This window comes from Frankia sp. AgPm24 (assembly GCF_023243055.1).
In the GTDB taxonomy this organism is placed as follows: domain Bacteria; phylum Actinomycetota; class Actinomycetes; order Frankiales; family Frankiaceae; genus Frankia; species Frankia umida.
On the sequence record NZ_JALKFW010000198.1, the window covers coordinates 15,981 to 33,592 of the forward strand.

Annotated in this window: 15 protein-coding genes; 4 read left to right on the top strand and 11 right to left on the bottom strand. The window is 73.6% G+C overall.

The window, feature by feature from the left end; translation table 11 throughout:
- Positions 1–215: 215 nt before the first annotated feature.
- Positions 216–710, bottom strand: a complete 495-nt coding sequence (locus MXD61_RS16340) for a hypothetical protein (RefSeq protein ID WP_248814148.1) — start codon at positions 708–710, stop codon at positions 216–218.
- 613 nt (positions 711–1,323) lie between these two features.
- Here MXD61_RS16340 and MXD61_RS16345 point away from each other — a divergent pair.
- Both MXD61_RS16345 and MXD61_RS16350 read left to right on the top strand, forming a co-directional pair.
- A complete protein-coding gene (locus MXD61_RS16345; protein WP_248814150.1) occupies positions 1,324–1,827 on the top strand; it encodes a TM2 domain-containing protein in 504 nt (167 codons plus the stop codon).
- A 118-nt stretch (positions 1,828–1,945) separates the two neighbouring features.
- Positions 1,946–2,308 (top strand): DUF2752 domain-containing protein, encoded by a 363-nt coding sequence (locus tag MXD61_RS16350; RefSeq protein WP_248814152.1) that lies wholly within the window; start codon positions 1,946–1,948, stop codon positions 2,306–2,308.
- Positions 2,309–2,381: 73 nt separating this feature from the next.
- Here MXD61_RS16350 and MXD61_RS16355 read toward each other — a convergent pair whose 3' ends face one another.
- The 4 genes from MXD61_RS16355 to MXD61_RS16370 all read right to left on the bottom strand — a co-directional run bounded on the left by MXD61_RS16355 (position 2,382) and on the right by MXD61_RS16370 (position 7,721).
- Positions 2,382–2,882 carry a thioesterase family protein gene (locus tag MXD61_RS16355; RefSeq protein ID WP_248814157.1) on the bottom strand — a complete coding sequence of 167 codons (501 nt, stop codon included), beginning with the start codon at positions 2,880–2,882 and terminating at the stop codon, positions 2,382–2,384.
- 63 nt (positions 2,883–2,945) lie between these two features.
- Complete coding sequence (locus MXD61_RS16360) at positions 2,946–4,655, bottom strand: amidohydrolase family protein (RefSeq protein ID WP_248814159.1); 1,710 nt, start codon at positions 4,653–4,655, stop codon at positions 2,946–2,948.
- On the bottom strand, positions 4,610–6,259 hold the full coding sequence (locus tag MXD61_RS16365; protein ID WP_248814161.1) for an MFS transporter: 1,650 nt from the start codon (positions 6,257–6,259) through the stop codon (positions 4,610–4,612). Before MXD61_RS16365 ends, MXD61_RS16360 begins: the two co-directional genes overlap by 46 nt.
- A gap of 430 nt (positions 6,260–6,689) precedes the next feature.
- Positions 6,690–7,721 carry a hypothetical protein gene (locus tag MXD61_RS16370; RefSeq protein ID WP_248814163.1) on the bottom strand — a complete coding sequence of 344 codons (1,032 nt, stop codon included), beginning with the start codon at positions 7,719–7,721 and terminating at the stop codon, positions 6,690–6,692.
- Positions 7,722–7,910: 189 nt separating this feature from the next.
- On the opposite strand from MXD61_RS16370, the gene MXD61_RS16375 reads away from it, so the two are divergent.
- Positions 7,911–8,846, top strand: coding sequence for a sulfotransferase (locus MXD61_RS16375; protein WP_248814165.1), 936 nt, complete (start codon positions 7,911–7,913; stop codon positions 8,844–8,846).
- A gap of 87 nt (positions 8,847–8,933) precedes the next feature.
- Here MXD61_RS16375 and MXD61_RS16380 read toward each other — a convergent pair whose 3' ends face one another.
- The 4 genes from MXD61_RS16380 to MXD61_RS16395 all read right to left on the bottom strand — a co-directional run bounded on the left by MXD61_RS16380 (position 8,934) and on the right by MXD61_RS16395 (position 14,579).
- The gene (locus tag MXD61_RS16380) at positions 8,934–9,326 is read right to left on the bottom strand and encodes a DUF2237 family protein (RefSeq protein WP_374629070.1); all 393 of its coding nucleotides are present in this window, start codon (positions 9,324–9,326) and stop codon (positions 8,934–8,936) included.
- Positions 9,327–9,398: 72 nt separating this feature from the next.
- Positions 9,399–11,807: an AAA family ATPase gene (locus MXD61_RS16385; protein ID WP_248814169.1), complete on the bottom strand. Its 2,409-nt coding sequence runs from the start codon at positions 11,805–11,807 to the stop codon at positions 9,399–9,401.
- A 57-nt stretch (positions 11,808–11,864) separates the two neighbouring features.
- Positions 11,865–12,509 (bottom strand): TetR/AcrR family transcriptional regulator, encoded by a 645-nt coding sequence (locus MXD61_RS16390; protein WP_248814275.1) that lies wholly within the window; start codon positions 12,507–12,509, stop codon positions 11,865–11,867.
- A gap of 93 nt (positions 12,510–12,602) precedes the next feature.
- Positions 12,603–14,579, bottom strand: coding sequence for an amino acid transporter (locus MXD61_RS16395; protein ID WP_248814277.1), 1,977 nt, complete (start codon positions 14,577–14,579; stop codon positions 12,603–12,605).
- A gap of 255 nt (positions 14,580–14,834) precedes the next feature.
- Between MXD61_RS16395 and MXD61_RS16400 the strand changes: the two genes are divergently transcribed.
- On the top strand, positions 14,835–15,236 hold the full coding sequence (locus MXD61_RS16400) for a VOC family protein (RefSeq protein ID WP_248814171.1): 402 nt from the start codon (positions 14,835–14,837) through the stop codon (positions 15,234–15,236).
- Here the strand turns inward: MXD61_RS16400 and MXD61_RS16405 are convergent.
- Both MXD61_RS16405 and MXD61_RS16410 read right to left on the bottom strand, forming a co-directional pair.
- Complete coding sequence (locus tag MXD61_RS16405; RefSeq protein WP_248814174.1) at positions 15,184–16,821, bottom strand: cell wall metabolism sensor histidine kinase WalK; 1,638 nt, start codon at positions 16,819–16,821, stop codon at positions 15,184–15,186. The two genes, MXD61_RS16400 and MXD61_RS16405, sit on opposite strands and share 53 nt — an antisense overlap.
- Positions 16,822–16,828: 7 nt before the next feature.
- Positions 16,829–17,548: a response regulator transcription factor gene (locus tag MXD61_RS16410; RefSeq protein ID WP_248814176.1), complete on the bottom strand. Its 720-nt coding sequence runs from the start codon at positions 17,546–17,548 to the stop codon at positions 16,829–16,831.
- Positions 17,549–17,612 lie beyond the last annotated feature (64 nt).

Here is a 17,612-nt window from a genome sequence, read left to right on the forward strand (position 1 = left end):
GAGGTAGCCTCCCCGAAGGACGTTCGGACCACCGCCGGTGGTCATCCGTCCCGCACCCGATCGCCGGCCCGGTCGCCGGGCCCGATCGCCGAACGACGTTGCCCGCCGGCCCGCCAGACGCGTTCCTCGTACGTCGCGGGAACGGCAACGACACCTGTTCGTCCGTGCTCACCCGGCGTCGCGGGCCTTTCGTGCGCTCAGTGTTGCCCGTGTGCTCAGTGCTCCTCGAACTCCCGCAGGAACGCGCCGCGGCGCGCGGTCGTCCGCTGGACGAGACGTTCCGCGTGGGCGAACGCCTCGTCGTCGAGCAGCAGATCCGCGCAGTACCGGTCGAGCAGCACCGCGAGGGTACGCAGCACCTCACGCAGCTGCGCCGGATCCGCCGCCGTCCACCGCCAGGTGTTCTCCCGCAGCCCGTGGACGGCCTGGAGAACATCCTGGACGCCCAACGCCCGCGGGTGCTCCCCCGCGTCCACCGGAGCCGGTTCCCGCAGGCCGACCTGGGCACCCAGCGCCCAGCACGACCAGGGATCGCAGGCCACGTCCAGAACCCGCCGCCCGCTGGCGAACAGCACATGCCAGCAGGTTCGTTCCGCCAGGTACAGGCCGTACCTCTCCGCGAACGGTTCGAGGATCTCCATCGCGGCCTGGGCGAACTCCGCCGTGGCCGCCCCGCCGCCCGCCTCCGCACCCGCCGCGTCGTCGTACATGCGCGCACACCGCCTTCCAGGCTGTTCCCATCCCGGCTGCGGCCCGTCACCTCCGGGCCACGGCGAACGCCGCAGATGGACTCAGGGTGAACTGTAGAAGACGCCACGGCGCGGCGGGTGGCGAAACCGTACGGATTTCACGCCGGCCGCCGATTGTCGAGGCCACCCGCACACCCGACTCCGCCCGGCGCGCGTCCGCGCCCCCACGGTGACCCGGCCCGGGCGTGCGCACCGGCGACTCCCGGCGGCGCGCTCCCCCGGGGAAACGATCCGGTGCCGGGCGCGGTGTCCTCGGCGACGTGGGGCACTTTGGGGCCGTTCGCCGCGGACCACCGGCGTCGCCCTGGTGAGGCCGAGCCGGCGCCGTCAGTCGTACCCGTCCCCCGCGTCATGACCCCAGGCGCTGAACCTGTCGCGCTGCGCAGCGAGTCGCCCAACGGACAGCTTGCGATGTGCCAGCCCAGGTCGCGGGACCCGCGGGCCCCGATACCATCGCCTCGATCACCGCGCGGGGGGCGCCGCGGCAGCCGGACAGCCAGAGATCTTCGATCTTTGGCGACCGTCCAGGCGCCACGCCTCAGGCCGCGGGCAGCGCACATCCTGGGAGCACACGATGACCACGCCATGGCAACCGCAGGACGCACAGGGACACCCGAATCCCGGCCAGCCCGGCGGCTACACCGATCCGAACTGGGCCGAGCAGGGCGGCTACCAGGGTCAGCCGGGTCAGGGCGGCTACCAGGGTCAGCCGGGTTACGGCGGTCAGCCCGGCTATGGCGCTCAGCCGGGCTATCCAGGTGGCTACCAGGGCCAGGGCGGGCCCGGCTACGGGCCTCCCCCCGGCTATGGGCAGCCCGCCCCCTTCGACTCCAACGCCCCGTTCGGCCGCCATCCGGTCACCGGTGAGCCCTACTCGGAGAAGCAGAAGCTCACCGCCGGCCTGCTGCAGATCCTGCTCGGTGGGGTCGGCGCCGGCCGGTGGTACCTGGGCAACACCGGCATCGCCCTCGCCCAGCTGTTCACCTGCGGCGGCCTTGGTATCTGGGCGCTCATCGACGGAATCATGATGCTCACCGGCAGCGTCCGCGACAAGCAGGGCCGGCCGCTGCGTGACTGAGCGGCTCCCGTCCCCGTCGGCGTTCACGGGGACACCCCTGTCGCCGGCGGAGACGGGACCGCCACCCGCACCGCCACCGCCACGGTCGCTGTCGTCCGAGCGGGTTCGACGACGTCGGATGGCCGCCGCCGTGCTGGCCGGCGCCGCGCTGGGCCTCACCTACGTCTACGGCCACGACCCGCACGACCCGACCGTGGCGATGCCCACCTGTCTGATCCGCCATGTCACCGGCCTGGACTGCCCGGCCTGTGGAACCCTGCGCCTCACCTACGATCTCCTGCACGGCCGCTGGGCGCAGGCCGGCCATGACAACCTGTTCGTTCTGGCCGGGGCGCCCCTGCTCCTCGGCCTGCTCGTGCGCCAGACCCGGGCGGTCTGGCGGGGCCGCCGCGCCCCGCTGCCCCCCGCGCTCGCCTACGGCCTGGGCGCGACCGCCCTGACCTGGATGATCATCCGTAATCTCCCCGGATGGCCGCTGTGACCTCGCGGGTTCGTCCGGACGGCGTCTGACCTTCCCCTGGAGAAGCGCGGCGGAACGTCGTCAACGCCGTTGATTATCTTGGTCGGGCGTCCTGGGCGTCCTGGGCGTCGATGTCGGGGGTCGCCTCGATGCCGGGCGCGGGGAAGGCCACCGTCTCGATCATGGTGCGCAGGTGGGGTGGCAGGGGGGTGGGCAGGCCGTCCACCAGGTGGACGATCACCGCGTCGCTCAGGCCCAGGCACACCGAGTCGAGGAAGAGGCCGGCGCTGTGGGTGAACGAGGTGGTGCCGAGCCGCGAGACGCCGATCCCGATCGTGTAGGTGCCCGGGAACGGCGCCTCGGCGAGATACTGGGTGCTCACCTGGGCCACGACCAGCGAGAAGGAGCGCCGTGCGGGTGGTGCCTCCGGGAAGACACGCAGGTCGACGGCCACCCGGGCGTCCTCGTAGTAGGAGGAGAGGGCGACGTTGTTCAGATGCCCGTTGACATCCATGTCGCTGAACCTGGCGATGACGGCGTGGCTCAGCGGGTAGCTCGCGAGGCTCAGTCGAAGCGGGTCGCGTCTGGGGTCCATGCCGACACTGTGCCGAGACCCGGTTCCACCGTGGCCGGCACGCGAGTAATCTCTCACCGCCGCTCAACGATCCCCGCCCGCCGCCTCCCTGTCCGTCATGTCCCCGACCCCGGCCCCGGCCCCGTCCGCGCGGATCGCCGGTCCCTGTTGCCCATCCTGCGGGTGGACGAGGACGCCGGCCACGAAGGTGCACCGGACGTGCCCAGCCCGCGGATCCGCCAGGACGTCGGTCAGGCCGGGGCGCAGCAGCACCAGGTCGGCGGGCGCGCCGGGCCGGATCGTGCGTAGCCGGGCGGGATCGTCCGGGTGGCCGAGGAACAGGGCCAGCGCCGTCACCGCGGGCAGCCGTTCGTCGCCGCCGAGCAGGGTTCCCGCCGCGGTGCTGCGCCGCACGGCCGCGCGGACAGCCGCCCAGGGATCGGCCCCGCCGAACGGTGTGTCCGTCCCACCGGCGAGGCGCACCCCCGCCCGGACCAGGGACGCCGCCGGGTAGAGCGACCCCGGGTCCTCGTCGTCGACGTCCACCAGGTACCGGTCGCCCCGCTCGGCGACGAAGTTCGGCTGGGTGACGACGGTCAGTCCCCGTTCGCGCAGCTCGCCGTACAACTCGGACGGCAGCACCGCCCCATGCTCGATCCGATCACCACCCCCACCTCCATCATCACCGCCCCGACCGCTGGTGCCGGCGACCGTGGTGGTGGGTTCCCGCGCCGCTGACCGGCCCGAGACGGGTACGGCGGCGGCGAGGGCGGCGAGGGTCAGCACCGTCTGCACCCGGGTGACGCAGTGCACGGCCACGGGATGACCGGCCAGGTGCGCGGCGTCGATCCGGGCGGTGAGACCGTCCAGTTCCGGCAGCCGGTCGTCATCCAGGATGATCTTGACTGGCCCGTCGACGACCCCGGGACGCGTGGGCGGTCCGAGATGTGCGGGTGGCACGGGGGGTCCGGGGGGGCTGGGTTCGCAGGGTGCGGGGGCGGGTTCGGGGCGCATCAGGACGAGTCGTTGGGGCAGGGCGCCGTGGCGGGCGGCCTCGACGAGCAGCGTGCGTTCGGCGGGGCCGCGTCCGGGCGTGGCGTCGGTGAATCCGGTGACGCCGCGGGCGGCGGCCTGTCGTCCGACGGCGGCCAGATCGAGGGTCACCGGTGGGATGGCCGGGTTGGCGCGCAGCCAGTCGTCCATCCGCCACAGGCGCCCGGTGGGTCGTCCCGACGCGTCGCGTTCCACTCCGGGCAGCGGACAGTCCGCCACCCCGGCGCGCGCGATCGCCGCCGAGTTCAGCACCCACAGCGCTCCCCCGCGATGCTGAAGCCGCACCGGACGGTCCCCGCACAGGTCGTCCAGGGCGTCCCGGTCGAGCTCACCCGCGACCGACGGGTGGTAACCGACAGCGCGCACCCAGCCCTGTCCCGCCGGGGGTCGGCCGGCGCGCAGGGCCGCGCCCAGTCCCCCGCGGTCGACGACGCTCGGCGGGCCCACCCGGACCGACCGGAGGGCGGCCGCCTGGGACATCAGGTGCACGTGATGATCGTGTAGTCCGGGGAGCAGCGCGCCACCGGCGGCGTCGATCACCGGCTGCCCGGGCAGTGCCGGCAGCCCCGGCGCGCTGACCTCGACGATGTGTCCGGCGGCGATCCGCACGTCGACCAGCGGCGGTCCGCCGTGCGGTGGCGCGTCCAGCGACAGGACCGTCGAGGGCCGGGTCGGGAATGCCTGGCAGCGGCGGATCAGGAATCCGTCGGCGCCACCTGTGGAGTTCTGCGTACGGCCCATTGCGACCACCCTATGGTCGCCGCCCTCCGCTCGGTCGCCGGCGAAGCGCTCACCGCCGACGCCGAGGTCACCGCAGGCCCGGAGGGCAGGGCCGGTGCAGAAGGCACGGCGGGGGCGGGGGTGTTGGCGAAGGGGATGAGGCGGCGCGGGGGGAGGCGACGGGCGCGGTGGCGGGCGCGGACCGGGGCGAGGATCGCGGCGAGGGTGGCGAAGACCGCGGCGAGGCCGGCGATGGCGAAGACGGTCCGGAAGGCGGCGAGGGTGGGGACGGGACCGACGGTGGTCGCGACCGACAGCTGACCGAGGATGGCGGCGACGGCGGCGCTGCAGGTCGCCTGGCCGACCATCCGCATGAGAACGGTGATGCCGCCGGCGGCGGCGGTCTGTCCGCGGGGCACCGCCTGGACGGTCAGCATGGACACACCCGAGTAGGCCAGGGCGGTACCGGCGGCGACCACCACCCCACCCAGGATGATCATGATGAGGTGGTGGCTGTCGGCCAGGCGGAGCAGGTAGCCGGCGGTCAGGATGTTCGTGCCGAGCAACAGGGTGGTCCGCGGGCCGCGGGTGGCGGTGATCCACGCCGACAGGGGGGAGAGCGCGGCCATCACCAGCCCCGCGGGCAGCAGGCACAGTCCACCGGCCAGCACCGACAGGCCCAGGCCGTAGCCGGCCTCCTTCGGCACCTGGACGAGCAGGGCGGTGCACATCGCGTTGGCGTAGAAGGCGAAGCCGACGCCGAGCGCGGCGAGGTTGGCCATCAGCACCGGACGGCGGGCCGCCAGGCGCAGGTCCACCAGCGGATCGACGGTGCGGACCTGCCGGCGGGCCCACCCGACGAGGATCACCAGGGTCGCGGTCGCCAGGCCCAGCACCTGGAGGCGCAGGGGTCCGCCGGCCGCGGCCCGGGAGACGGTGAGCAGCCCGCACAGCAGGCCGGCGGCGAGTCCGACGGCGCCGTGGGTGTCGAAGCGGGCCGGTTCGCGCACCGGTGACTCCCGCACGACCATCCGCGCGGCGACCAGCAACGTCAGGCCACACGCGGCGATCACCCAGAACATCACGTGCCAGTCGGTGTACTGGACGATCAGCGCCCCGAACGGGATGCCGACGACCGCGCCCACCCCCACCGTCGCGCTCATCATCGCCACGGCCGCCCCCACCCGGGCCGCCGGCAGTTCGTCGCGCAGAATGCTGATCGACAGCGGCACCACCGCCAGGCAGGCGCCCTGCATGCCCCGCCCCGGGATGAGCAGCCACAGCTGTGAGGACACCGCGCACAGCAACGATCCGGCGACCAGGACCCCGAGGGCGACCAGCAGCATCCGCCGCTTGCCGACGATGTCCCCCGCCCGGCCGAACAGGGGTGTGACCACCGCCGCGACCAGCAGTCCCACGGTGATCAGCCAGCTGGCGCTGGTGGCCGAGGACCCGGTCAGCCGCGGCAGCGCTGGCAGCAACGGGACGAGCCAGACCTGCGCGACCGCGGTCAGTACCCCACCGGCCCCGAGGACGACGGCGAGCCGCCGTCCGCGCCCGGCACCGACCGCGACCAGCGGCACGGTGGGGGCGGCATCGATCGGATGCAGGGCAGGTACGTCCACAGGGCTCCTCGTGCAGGTCCGCAGGCCCCTGGCCCTGGGACGCTGCGATGGCCCCGGGGATGACCCACCGGCACAGTGAACGGCCCGTAACTTTCGAAGGTCAACGCCATCCCCACCGGCGCACCCCCGCCCCCACCTGCATCCATGCAGGTCACAGCCCCACCGGGGGTGGACCTCCTCCCCCCGTACCGCCAACCACCTCGGTGCCCGCAGGCACCCCCACCCCCGCCCCCCGCCCTCTCCGGCCCTCCGTCCGGGCTGTTGGGCACGTTTCCGGCCATGGTGGAGGGGCCGCGGGCACGGACCCGGACGCGGCAAACCCCTGTTTCAGGGCATGCCGCAGGGGGGAACGACCGCGATCCCGTCCAGCCGTGGCCGACCGTCGAGGTGTCGCCTACGGTGCGCAACCAGGCGGAGGCGCCGCGGGAGGTTACGCGGTGGGATGTGTGGGCGCGGGGTGCAGTTCGGTGCGCAGTTCGTGGGCGCCGCCGGGCAGGGCGATCTCGTAGTAGAGGCGGCGGGCGCCGTCCGGCAGGGTGAGGACCGTGACGTAGCGCAGGGCGCCGTCGCCGACGGTGGCGGACGCGGCGGGTGCGGTACCGAGGGCGTGGAAGCGCTCGGGGGTGGTGCCGACGGCGAGACCGGTGCGTTCGGCCCAGTTCTGTGCGGCGGTGGCGCGTCCGTCGTAGTAGGCGACGGGCTGGGGGCCGTCGGTGAGGACGGCGGTGATCCGCACACCGCGGGCGTCCCAGTGGCCGGGGCGGGGGGACAGGGCGGTGCCGGTGAACGTCCAGTGGACGCCGTCGTCGCTGGTGGCGTGGCGGCTGTCCATCCGGTCGGTGGCGTTCGGGTCCTCGAGGGGATGGCAGGAGGCCCACAGCTGCCAGCGGCCGTCGAGCCAGGTGACGACCGGGTCCTTCACGGCGAGGCTGGCCGGGTCGCCGGCGAGGACGGTCCGCCGGGTGGACGGGTCGAACTCCTCGGGTGTGTCGGCTTCGAGCAGGTCCACCCACCAGTGGGGGCCGCCCTGGGCGGCGCAGCTGACGTAGAGGCGGAAGCGGCCCTCGGGGGTGCGCACGAGGGCGGGGCGTTCGAGGCTCTCGGCGCCGAACGGTTCACGGGGGATGACGGCGATCTCGGTGAACCGCTCGCCGTCGGTGGAGCGGGCGAGCACCACGCCGAAGCCCCGGCCGGACCCGATCGGGCGACGCAGCCGGTAGGCCAGGTAGTACACGCCGTCCGCGAGCAGGGCGCTGGGGGCACCGGCCCAGAAGCCGGGCTCGGACCCCGGTGCCCGCGCGACGGTCACACCGGGACGATGACCGGGCAGGGCAACCGTGCCCGCCACCGCGGCGATGGCCGGGTCGAGCCCGGCCGCCGGGGCTCTCGAAGCACCCGTGTCGGGAGCCGACGGGTCCGTCACCAGGTTCGATGTGGTGGATTGCTGCCCGACTGTTGCCATCTGGCAACCTTACCGTTGCCGTGGGGACGTTGTGTCGGCAAGGACGCTCCGCGGCCCGCCGGGCGACGCTACCATCCTGAGTTCACCGGTCGACTTAGCCGGTTATGCCTGCTGCCAGCGAAACGACACGCCACGTCGCTGTCGCTGTGTCACGTCCGTCGTCTCCTCGTCCCCACCCGGAGTCCGCAGATGGCCCTGCCCGACTTTCTCGTGATCGGTGTGCCCAAGGCGGGCACGACCGCCCTGCACGCCGCGCTGACCCGTCACCCGGAGCTGTTCCTGCCGTCGGTGAAGGAGCCGAAGTTCTTCCTGAGCTCCGGACTGCCACCGGCCCGCGGTGGCCCCGGTGACGCGCAGACCTACCAGGAACACCTCTGGCGGCAGCGGGACTACGAGGCCCTGTTCGACCCCGCGCCAACCGGCACGCTGCGCGGCGAGGCCACCCCGTTCTACCTGTACGACCTGGACGCGCAGAACCGCATCCGCCGGCTGGTGCCCAAGGCCCGGCTGGTGGTGCTGCTGCGTAACCCGGTCGACCGGGCGCACTCGAACTGGACGCACCTGTGGGCGGCGGGGCTGGAGCCCGAGCGGGACTTCGTGCGGGCCTGCGCGTTGGAGGAGGCCCGCCGCGACGCCGGCTGGGCGGACTTCTGGCACTACGTCTCACTCGGACTCTACGGCGAGCAGCTCGCCCACCTGTACGGCCTGTTCCCCCGCGAGCAGGTGCTGGTGCTGCGTTACCGCGACCTGCGCGACTCCCCCGAGCGGACGCTGGACGAGGTGTGCGCCTTCCTCGGGGTGGCCACGGGACGCCTCTCGGCCGTGCCCTCGGAGAACGTGACGCCCTACGTCGCCGACACCGCGGTGAACGCGGTGCTGCGGGCCGCGTTGCGCACCGGCGGACGGATCGGGGCGCGCTTCCCGGTACCGGTGCGCCAGACGGTGCGCGGACCGTTGCTGAGCGCGTTGCAGCGCCAGTCCGGCGGTCGACCGAAGCTCACCCCCGCGCAGCGGCGCGCCGTGCTGCCCTACTTCCTCGAGGACATCGCGAGGTTGGAGGAGCTCTCCGGCCTGCCCTACGACGACTGGCGGATCATCGGCGACGAACCCGACGTCATCGACTAGCCACCGCCCACCCGCACGGTTCCCCCTGGCCGGCGGCCCGCCCCCGCCCTCGCTGTCCCGGACGGCGGGGGCGTCACCGGGGCGGGATCAGCCCAGGGAACGCGGGTCGGCGGGGACGTCGACGGCGTGGGCGCGCAGTGCGTCGAGCGGGATGACCTCCAGGGCCCGTTCGTGGGTGGACGCGAGCACCACCGGCGCGGCGACACCGGCGTGGTAGGCCTGCAGCCATCGCACCGCGATGACGCACCAGCGGTCGCCGGGACGCAGGCCCGGGAAGGCGTATTCCGGACGGGGGGTGGACAGGTCGTTGCCGACCTGCCGCTGGTGGCGCAGGAACTCCGTCGTCATGACCGCACACACGGTGTGACTGCCCAGGTCGTCCGGCCCGGTGCTGCAGCACCCGTCGCGGTAGAACCCGGTCAGCGGGTCGATGCCGCACGGCTCCAGCTCGCCACCCAGGACGTTTCTTTCCACAGCCACCTCTGCCACCTCGCCATTTTCACCTACGTCCGCGCCGCCCACACAGCGTCTGGCCAGATCGGGCCGGCCCGGTCATGCCACACCCGTGGACGGACCCCCCGTCAGCGCACGCAACGCCGCAGGCAGTGGCCGGGAATGGACAACTGTCAGGGCGCTGACCGCACGCGTCAATGCCACATACAGGCGGCGTTCCCCCAGTACTCGGACGGCTTCGGCGGCGACGATCGCGGCCGGCTCCACCACGACCACATGATCGAACTCCAATCCCTTGGCCAGGGATGCCGGCACCAGCGTTCCCCGGCCGGTGCGGCTGCTCGGGGGGTCCTCGAGGCTGGCCAGCGCCAGGCCGGTGGCCGCCAGCGCCGGACCGAGGACGGCGAGGTCGGCGTCCGCGGCGATCACCGCCAGTGATCCTTCCTGGCCGAGCGCGGTCCGCACGGCGGCGGCCACCGCGTCCACCGTGGCGGTCGCGTCCACCGTGTCCGCTGTGGCGGTCGCGTCCACCGTGGCGGTCGTGTTCTCGAGGGCGTGGATGGCCAGTGATCCGGGGGCGGTCCGCACCGAGGTGGCCGGGGGCAGGCCGGGGGCGATGCCGGCCAGCAGCCCGTTGGCGAAGGCGAGGATCTCCGCCGGCACCCGGTATCCGCGGGTGAGCACCTCGAGCCGCGCGTCGCCGCGTCCGAGATGGCCCAGTTGGGCCGGCCAGGAGGTGGCGGCCCATGGCGTCGTGCCCTGGGCGAGGTCTCCCAGGACGGTGAGGGAACCGTCGACGCTGCGGCGAGCGATCGCCCGGCACTGCATCGGGGAGAGGTCCTGCGCCTCGTCGACGATCAGATGCCCGACTCCCCCGGTGCCTTCGAGCAGGTCACGGGTCTCATCCACGAGGAACGCCTCGGCGGCCGACCATCGTGGCCGCCGCGCCGGCCCTGGCGGTGCGGCGGCCAGCAGCAGGGCCTGGTCGGACGGGTCAAGCAGGCCCTGGGCCGATCGGGCCAGCAGATCCGCGTCGGTGAGCAGCCGACGGACCAGACCCGGGCCGTCGATCGCCGGCCAGACGGTCTCCACCGCGTCCCGGATCGACCGGCCTGCGGCCAGGGTGCGTAGCGCCCCGTCGGTGAGGAAGTGACCGGACAGCTCGGCCCGACGGCGCACCAGGTTCGCGAGCTGTCCGGCGACGCGCGCCCGGGCGGGGGCGTAGCGCACGGTGCCGGCCCGGTGGGCGGCCTCGACGTCGGCGAACAGGTCGGCGAACTCCTGTTCGCCGACGGTCCAGCGTCCTGCCCGGGTGATGACCGTGACGGGTCCGGTCGGGGGGCGCAGCCCACCCAGCAGCGCGGCGCGGAGCACGGCGGCCAGCCGCGGATCGCCCTTGAGCGTCGCGGCGGCCACCGGCTCCTCCCGAAAGCCAGCCCGCTCACCGCCGCCGCCGTCGGTCGCGTCGACCAGCTGGTCGACGCTGAGGTGGCGCACCGTGTTCTCCCCGAGGGCCGGGAGCACCGCGGCGATGTACTCCAGGAACGCCCGGTTGGGCCCCACGACCAGCACCCCCGTGCGGGCCAGGCGTTCCCGGTGCGCGAACAGCAGATAGGCCGCCCGGTGCAGACCGACGGCCGTCTTGCCGGTCCCCGGGGCGCCCTGCACGCACAGGCTGACCTCGAGCGCGGCCCGGACGATCTCGTCCTGCTCCGGGTCGATGGTCGCCACGATGTCGCGCATCGGGCCCGTCCGCGGCCGCTCGATCTCCCGTGCCGCCAGTCCCCCCGCCCTGAGCACGGCCCCCGGATCGGCCGGCTCCCCCGGACGGGCCGGCTCCCCCGGACGGGCCAGGTCCGCCGCGGCCTCGGCGGCGGGGTGGAGACGTTCGTCCTCGAAGGCGGTGAGCCGCCCGTGGTCGTAGCCGAACCGACGCCGGGACCACACACCCATCGGATCACCACGATGCGCCCGGTAGAAGGGCCGGGCGATGTCCGCTCGCCAGTCCACGACCAGCGGATCGTCACCGGCCGCCTCGCGGACGTAGCGCCGTCCCAGGTAGAACCGCCGCCCGGCGGCAGGGCCCGCTCCCTGCCCCATCCGGGCCAGGTCGCGGGATGAGGCCGGGTCGCGAGGCGGGGGCGCGGGTGGGGAGGGGGCGGCGGGTGGGGAGGGGGCGTAGTCCAGGCGGGCGAAGAACAGTGGGGTGCTGTCGCCGCCTTCGGCGAGGCTCGCGATCCGACGTCGGCGGGCCTGGCGCAGGAACGCGTTGGTGGCCTTGTCGCCGACGGGATCGCCCTCGGCCGTCTTTGTGTGCTCGGCCTCCAGGCGCATGCCGTGCAGGGCCCGGCGACCGCGTTCCAGATAGTCGCGCTCGGCGGCCAGGTCCGCGGCCAGAGCGGCCGCGGCCGCGGGGTCGGCCAGCGGTGTGTCGCTCGGCTGGGCCACGTCGTTCGGCTGGGCCAGGTCGGCGCCGCCGACGGTCGGTATGGCTGTTGTGTCCGGCACCGTCCACCCCCTCAGACTTTTACCCGGTAAAGTTTACCGAACGCAGCGGGGTGTGGGTCAGGCGTAGTCGGGGAAGGCGCGGCGGAGGCCAGCGAAGGCACTCACCGCGGCGGTGACGGCGGCGGGGTGACGGGCGGTGACCGACATGCCGGCGGACAGGTACGTCCAGTTCTCCCGGGCCAGGACCCGGTGCACGACGACGATCTGGGCCGCGGCCAGCCGGGCGGTGAGCTCACCCGCCTCGGGGCACGCCTCGACGAGCGCGGCGGCCAGGGCGCGTTCGTCGGCGTCGGCGTAGCGGGCGACCCGTCCCAGCAGGCTCGGCGTGCCGAAGACCATGCCGTGGAAGGCGAGGACCTCGGGGATGTCGTTCAGGCCGGTCACCGGTTCGTGGCGGTCCAGGCCGGCGCGCAGGTGGGCTTCGAGGGCGTCCAGGGGTGTCCTCGCGTCGCCCCGGTGCGCCACCACCCGGGCCGCCTCGCCGCGATGGTCGACGATGCGGTGCAGGACGAGGTCCTCCTTCGCCGGGAAGTGGGCGAACAGGGTCGGTTTGGTGACCCGCGCGGCGGCCGCGACCTCGGCGACCGACACCTGGTCGAAGCCGCGCTCGAGGAACAGGCTGATCGCCGCCGCCGACAGCGCGTCATGCGTGCGACGCCACCGCTGGGCCCGCCCAGGTACCTCCGACGACGACCCGGCCAACGACCCGGACGACGACCCGGACGACGACACGGCCGACGTCACGCGATCACGGTCACACCACCCGAGGGGACGGCGTCATGCGGCGGGGCGGCGTCACGCGACGTGGACGAAGGGGCGTCGGGCAGGATCGGGTTCGGCTTCACGCAGCACCTCGCGGGTCACGGTGGCGACCTCCCCGGCACCGAAGAACAGGAACCGCAGGAAGTTGAGGATGGGGTTGCCCTCGGTCCATTCAAAGTAGACGTGCGGGCGCACCCCGGCGGTGTCGCGCAGGTGCAGCAGCAGCGCGGCGATCGCGTTGGGCACCGAGGTGCTGGTCGCGCACAGCACCCGGTAGCCCGAGCGATCGACAGCGTGGACGTCCAGTTCGCCTTCGAAGTCGGACGAGTCGGGCACGCTCACCTCGAGGAACAGCAGCGGCACGGCCTCGGGGACGTAGAGCTCCCGACGGGCCTTGCGCGCCTTGTCGGCGTATTCGGCCGCGTCCCCGACGTCCAGTTCGTTGGCGACCAGGTGCACTCCCCCGGTGGCGGCGGCCTCGCGGACCCAGGCGACGGTGGTGTCGTCCAGGCGGACGCCGGTGACCCGCAGTTCGAACGCGCGCAGCGCCCGGGAGACGAACGACACCAGCAGGATCGCGATGATGAAGATCGAACCGATGATCAGGCCGTCCGGACGTTCGATGATGTTGGCGATGGTGGTGTAGACGAACACCGCGGCGATCACGCCGAAGGCGACCGCGGACCGGCGCTGCCCGCGCCGCAGCGTCGCGAGTGTCACCGCCAGCGAGGCGGACGTGATCAGCACCAGCACCCCGGTGGCGTACGCGCCGCCCTGCTTGTCGACGCTCGCACCGAAGATCACGGTGACGGCGAAGCCGATCGCGGTGAACACCAGGACCAGCGGTCGCACGGCGCGCGCCCAGTGCGGCGCCATCCCGTACCGGGGCAGGTAGCGCGGGACGAGGTTGAGCAGTCCCGCCAGGGCCGAGGCGCCGGCGAACCAGAGGATCAGAATCGTCGAGACGTCGTAGACGGTGCCGAAGGCCGCCCCGAGCTGCTCGTGGGCCAGATAGGCCAGGGCCCGCCCGTTGGCCTCGCCGCCCGGTTCGAACGCACGCTCGGGGATGAGCAGCGTCGTCGCGAGACTGGACGTGATCAGGTACACGGCCATGATCAGTGCCGCGACGGTGAGCAGGGTGCGGGCACCGCGGATGCGTCCGGTCGGACGCCGCTCGGTGTCACCCGCGTCCCCGCGCACCAGGGGCATCACCGCCACGCCCGTCTCGAAACCGGACAGTCCGAGCGCGAGCTTCGGGAACACGATCAGTGCGAAGCCGATCAGTGCCAACGGGTCCGGATGCTCCTGGACCAGCAGCGCGTGCCAGTCGTCGAACAGGTGCGGATGCGTGGCGATCTTCGCCAGCGCGTCGGCGACGACGACCGCGTTCAACCCCAGGTAGATCACGACCAGCACGACCGCGATCCCGACCGCCTCGGTGAAGCCGATCAGGAACACCGCGGCGAGCAGTGTCAGCAGCACCAGCGTGACGATCACCTGATGCCCCTCGAGCGCGTGCGGCGCGTACGGGTTCTCCAGGATGTGCGCCGTGGCGTCGGCCGCCGACAGCGTGATCGTGATCAGGAAGTCGGTGCACGCGAACCCCAGCAGCACCAGAACCAGGATCTTGCCCTTCCACCAGGACAGTTCCTTCTCCAGCATGGCGATCGACCCCTCGCCGTGCGGGCTGTCCTTCGCCACCCGCCGGTACACCGGCAACGCCCCCGCCAACGTGACCAGCACCAGCACCGCGGTCGCGATCGGACTCACCGCACCGGCCGCCAGCGCCGCGATACCCGGCTGGTATCCCAGCGTGGAGAAGTAGTCGACGCCGGTCAGGCACATCACCCGCCACCACGGATGCAGCCGTTGTTCGGCCGCCGGCTGGGCGTGCGGCCCCGCGTGCTGGGTCGCCTGCTCGGACCCCGACAGCAACCACTCCCGTAGCCGCCCCGCCCCCCGCCCGCCCCCGCCCACCCCGGCCGGCCGCGTCTCGACCGGAACCGACATCTCCCCCTCGGACGCCTCGGCCGCCTCAGCCACCTCGGCCGCACCTTCGTGGGACGTGGGCACCTCGGAGGTGGGTACGGCCACCGCGGGCGTCTGACGTGCTGGCCCGTCCGGGTCGGGCAGGCCGTCCGGGTCAGGCAGGTCAGGTGGCCCCTGCGGGCGTGGATGATCCGGCATACCGAGCATCCTCCCCCGCCCGTCACCTCCACACGCGGAGGGCGGGCGGCGCAGGCGGTCGGCGGTGAGACTGCAGGGGTGGAGGTTCTCGGTAGCCGCATTCTGATCAGACCGGTCGACCCGGCACGCAGCCACGACTTCTACGGGCGGATCCTCGGGCTCGCGGTGTACCGCGAGTTCGGCCCGCCGGACGAGCCGGGCGTCGTGTACTTCCTCGGCCAGGGCCTGCTGGAGGTCGCCGGACGAAGCCGCGACGACGGCCGGGACGACGGCGCGCGGTGGCCAGGTCTGTGGTTGCAGGTCCGTGACCTGGCGGGCGAGCATCGACGGCTGGTGGAGGCCGGGGTGGCGATCACGCGTGCGCCGCGGCGGGAGCCGTGGGGGCTGGACGAGATGTGGCTCGCGGACCCGGACGGCGTCCCCATCGTCATCGTGGAGATTCCCAGCGACCATCCCCTGCGTCGCGATCAACGCCCCTGACCGGACGTGCGGCTCCCCCGGCGCGGCCGCCGGCTCCCGCGGCGGTGACCCGGGTCCCCTCGCGGGGAAGCCAGATCGTCAGGACGGCGCCACCCTCGGGATGGTTGGCGGCCGTCACCGATCCGCCGTGGGCGGCGATGATCGCCGCGACGATGGCCAGGCCGAGTCCGGTGCCGCCGTCGTTGCGGCCGCGGGCGGCGTCGGCCCGGCGGAACCGTTCGAAGGCGTGCGGGAGGAACGTCCCCGGGAAGCCCGGCCCCCGGTCGCGGACGGTCAGTCGCACGCCGGCCTGGCCCGACCGGGTGGTGGGCCCGATGGTCAGATCGACGGTGCTGGCGGTCGGGGCGTGACGTAGGGCGTTGGTGAGCAGGTTGTCGACGCACTGGCGCAGCAGGTCGGGGTCACCCTCGACCAACGGCCCGGACGAAACCTGGACGGGTGGTTCCCGGATGATCGTGAGGTGTACGTCGCGGGAGGTGGCGAGTCCGGCGGCGGCCTGGGTGGCGCGCAGGACGATCTCGTCGAGGGCCACGGGTGCGCGGCGCAGGTGACCACCGTCCATCCGGGCCAGGGTGAGCAGGGATTCGGCCAGGCGGATGAGCCGTTCGGTCTCCTCGGCGGCACCGGAGATCGCCGCGCGCAGTTGCGTGATGCTGCGGCCGGGGCGGGCGGCGAGTTCGAGTTCGGCGCGTAGCACGGTCAGGGGGGTGCGCAGTTCGTGGCCGGCGTCGGCGATGAACGCGCGGTCGCGGGTGCGGGCGGCGTGCAGCCGGGCGAGCAGGTCGTTCATCGTCCGGGCGAGGGCCGCGATCTCGTCGCGAGTGGCCGGTACGGCGAGCGCCAGGGCACCGGAGGGACCAGAGGGCACCGGCGGACCGGAGGGCACCGGCGGGCCGGGTGGTGCGGGCGGGCCGGGGGTCCTGGCGTGCTCCTCGGCGGCGGCGAGCGCGGCGGCATCACGTCGCATCCGTTCGACCGGACGCAGCGCCGCGCCGGACAGCAGCCAGGCGGCCAGCCCGGACAGCGCGACCAGCGGTGCCGTCGCGACAACCATGACGTCGCGGACCCGATCCTCGGCCCGGTCGCTGTACAGGGTGGACGTCCCGACCACCGCGACCAGCGGCCCGCCGGCAGCCGACCCGGTGGTGGCGGCCGAGCCGGTGCCAGGCACGGTGACCGGCTCGGTGGCCAGGCGCAGACGGCCGTCCGGTTCCATCCCCGGGCGGGATCGGACGGTGGTCAGCAGGGCCCGGGTGCGGGCCGTGGCCAGGGTGCGGGCGTCCAGCAGGGGGGTCTGGCCGGCGTCGGCCGTGGCCGCCAGGACGAGACCGTCCGGTCCCAGGATCTGCGCGATCGGGCCCGCGCCGGCGAGCAGCGCGGTCGAGCCCGGTGTGGTCGCGGCGGTGACCGCGGGGTAGCGGTCGGTGGTGCGGGCGGCGAGGACGTCCGCCCGGGTGCGCAGGTCCGAGTTGACCGCGTCCCGCAGGTTCGCCCGCAGCAGCAGGTAGAACAGGATGCCGGCGAGGAACAGGGCGAGGGCCGTGCCGAGGACGAACAGGGCGGTCAGGCGGACCCGAAGCGGCACGCCGCGCCTATCCCGACGCCGAAGCGGTGCCCGGGGGGGTGTTCGGGCCGGTGGCCGGGGGGATGCGCAGGCGGTAACCGACGCCGCGGATGGTCTCCACCAGCGAGGGGGCGCCCGGATCGTCGAGTTTGCGGCGCAGGTAGCGGACGTACTGGTCGACGACGTTCGAGGTGGCGTCGAACGCGTCGTCCCAGACGTGGTCGATGATGAAGGTGCGGGTGAGGACCTGCTCGGGGTGGCGCAGCAGCAGGTGCAGCAGCGCGAACTCCTTCGCCGAGAGATCCACCGGCTCGCCGTGTCGCCACACCCGGTGGGCGGCCGGGTCGAGCCGCACCGCCGCGGCGGTGAGGATGACGGGGCGCTGGTCGGCGCCGCGGCGGACCAGCGCTCGCAGCCGTGCGGTCAGCTCGCCGAAGCTGAACGGTTTGGGCAAATAGTCGTCGGCCCCGGCGTCCAGACCGCGGATGCGGTCGTCGACATCGACGCGGGCGGTGAGCATGAGCACCGGCGCCCATCGGCCCCGGGCGCGCAGCTGGGCGCACACCTCGAAGCCGTCGAGGCCGGGCAGCATCAGGTCGAGCACGATCGCGTCGTAGTCGACCTCGCAGCCTCGCCAGACCGCCTCGGGACCCTCCGCCGCCAGGTCGACGGCGTAGCCCTCCTCGATCAGGCCCCGGCGCAGCAACGCGGCGGTCCGCTCGTCGTCCTCGACCACCAGCACCCGCATGCCCGGATCGTACGGTCGGGCCCCTGTGATGACGATGTACCCGGCGGCCGCCGCGCCACCGCGG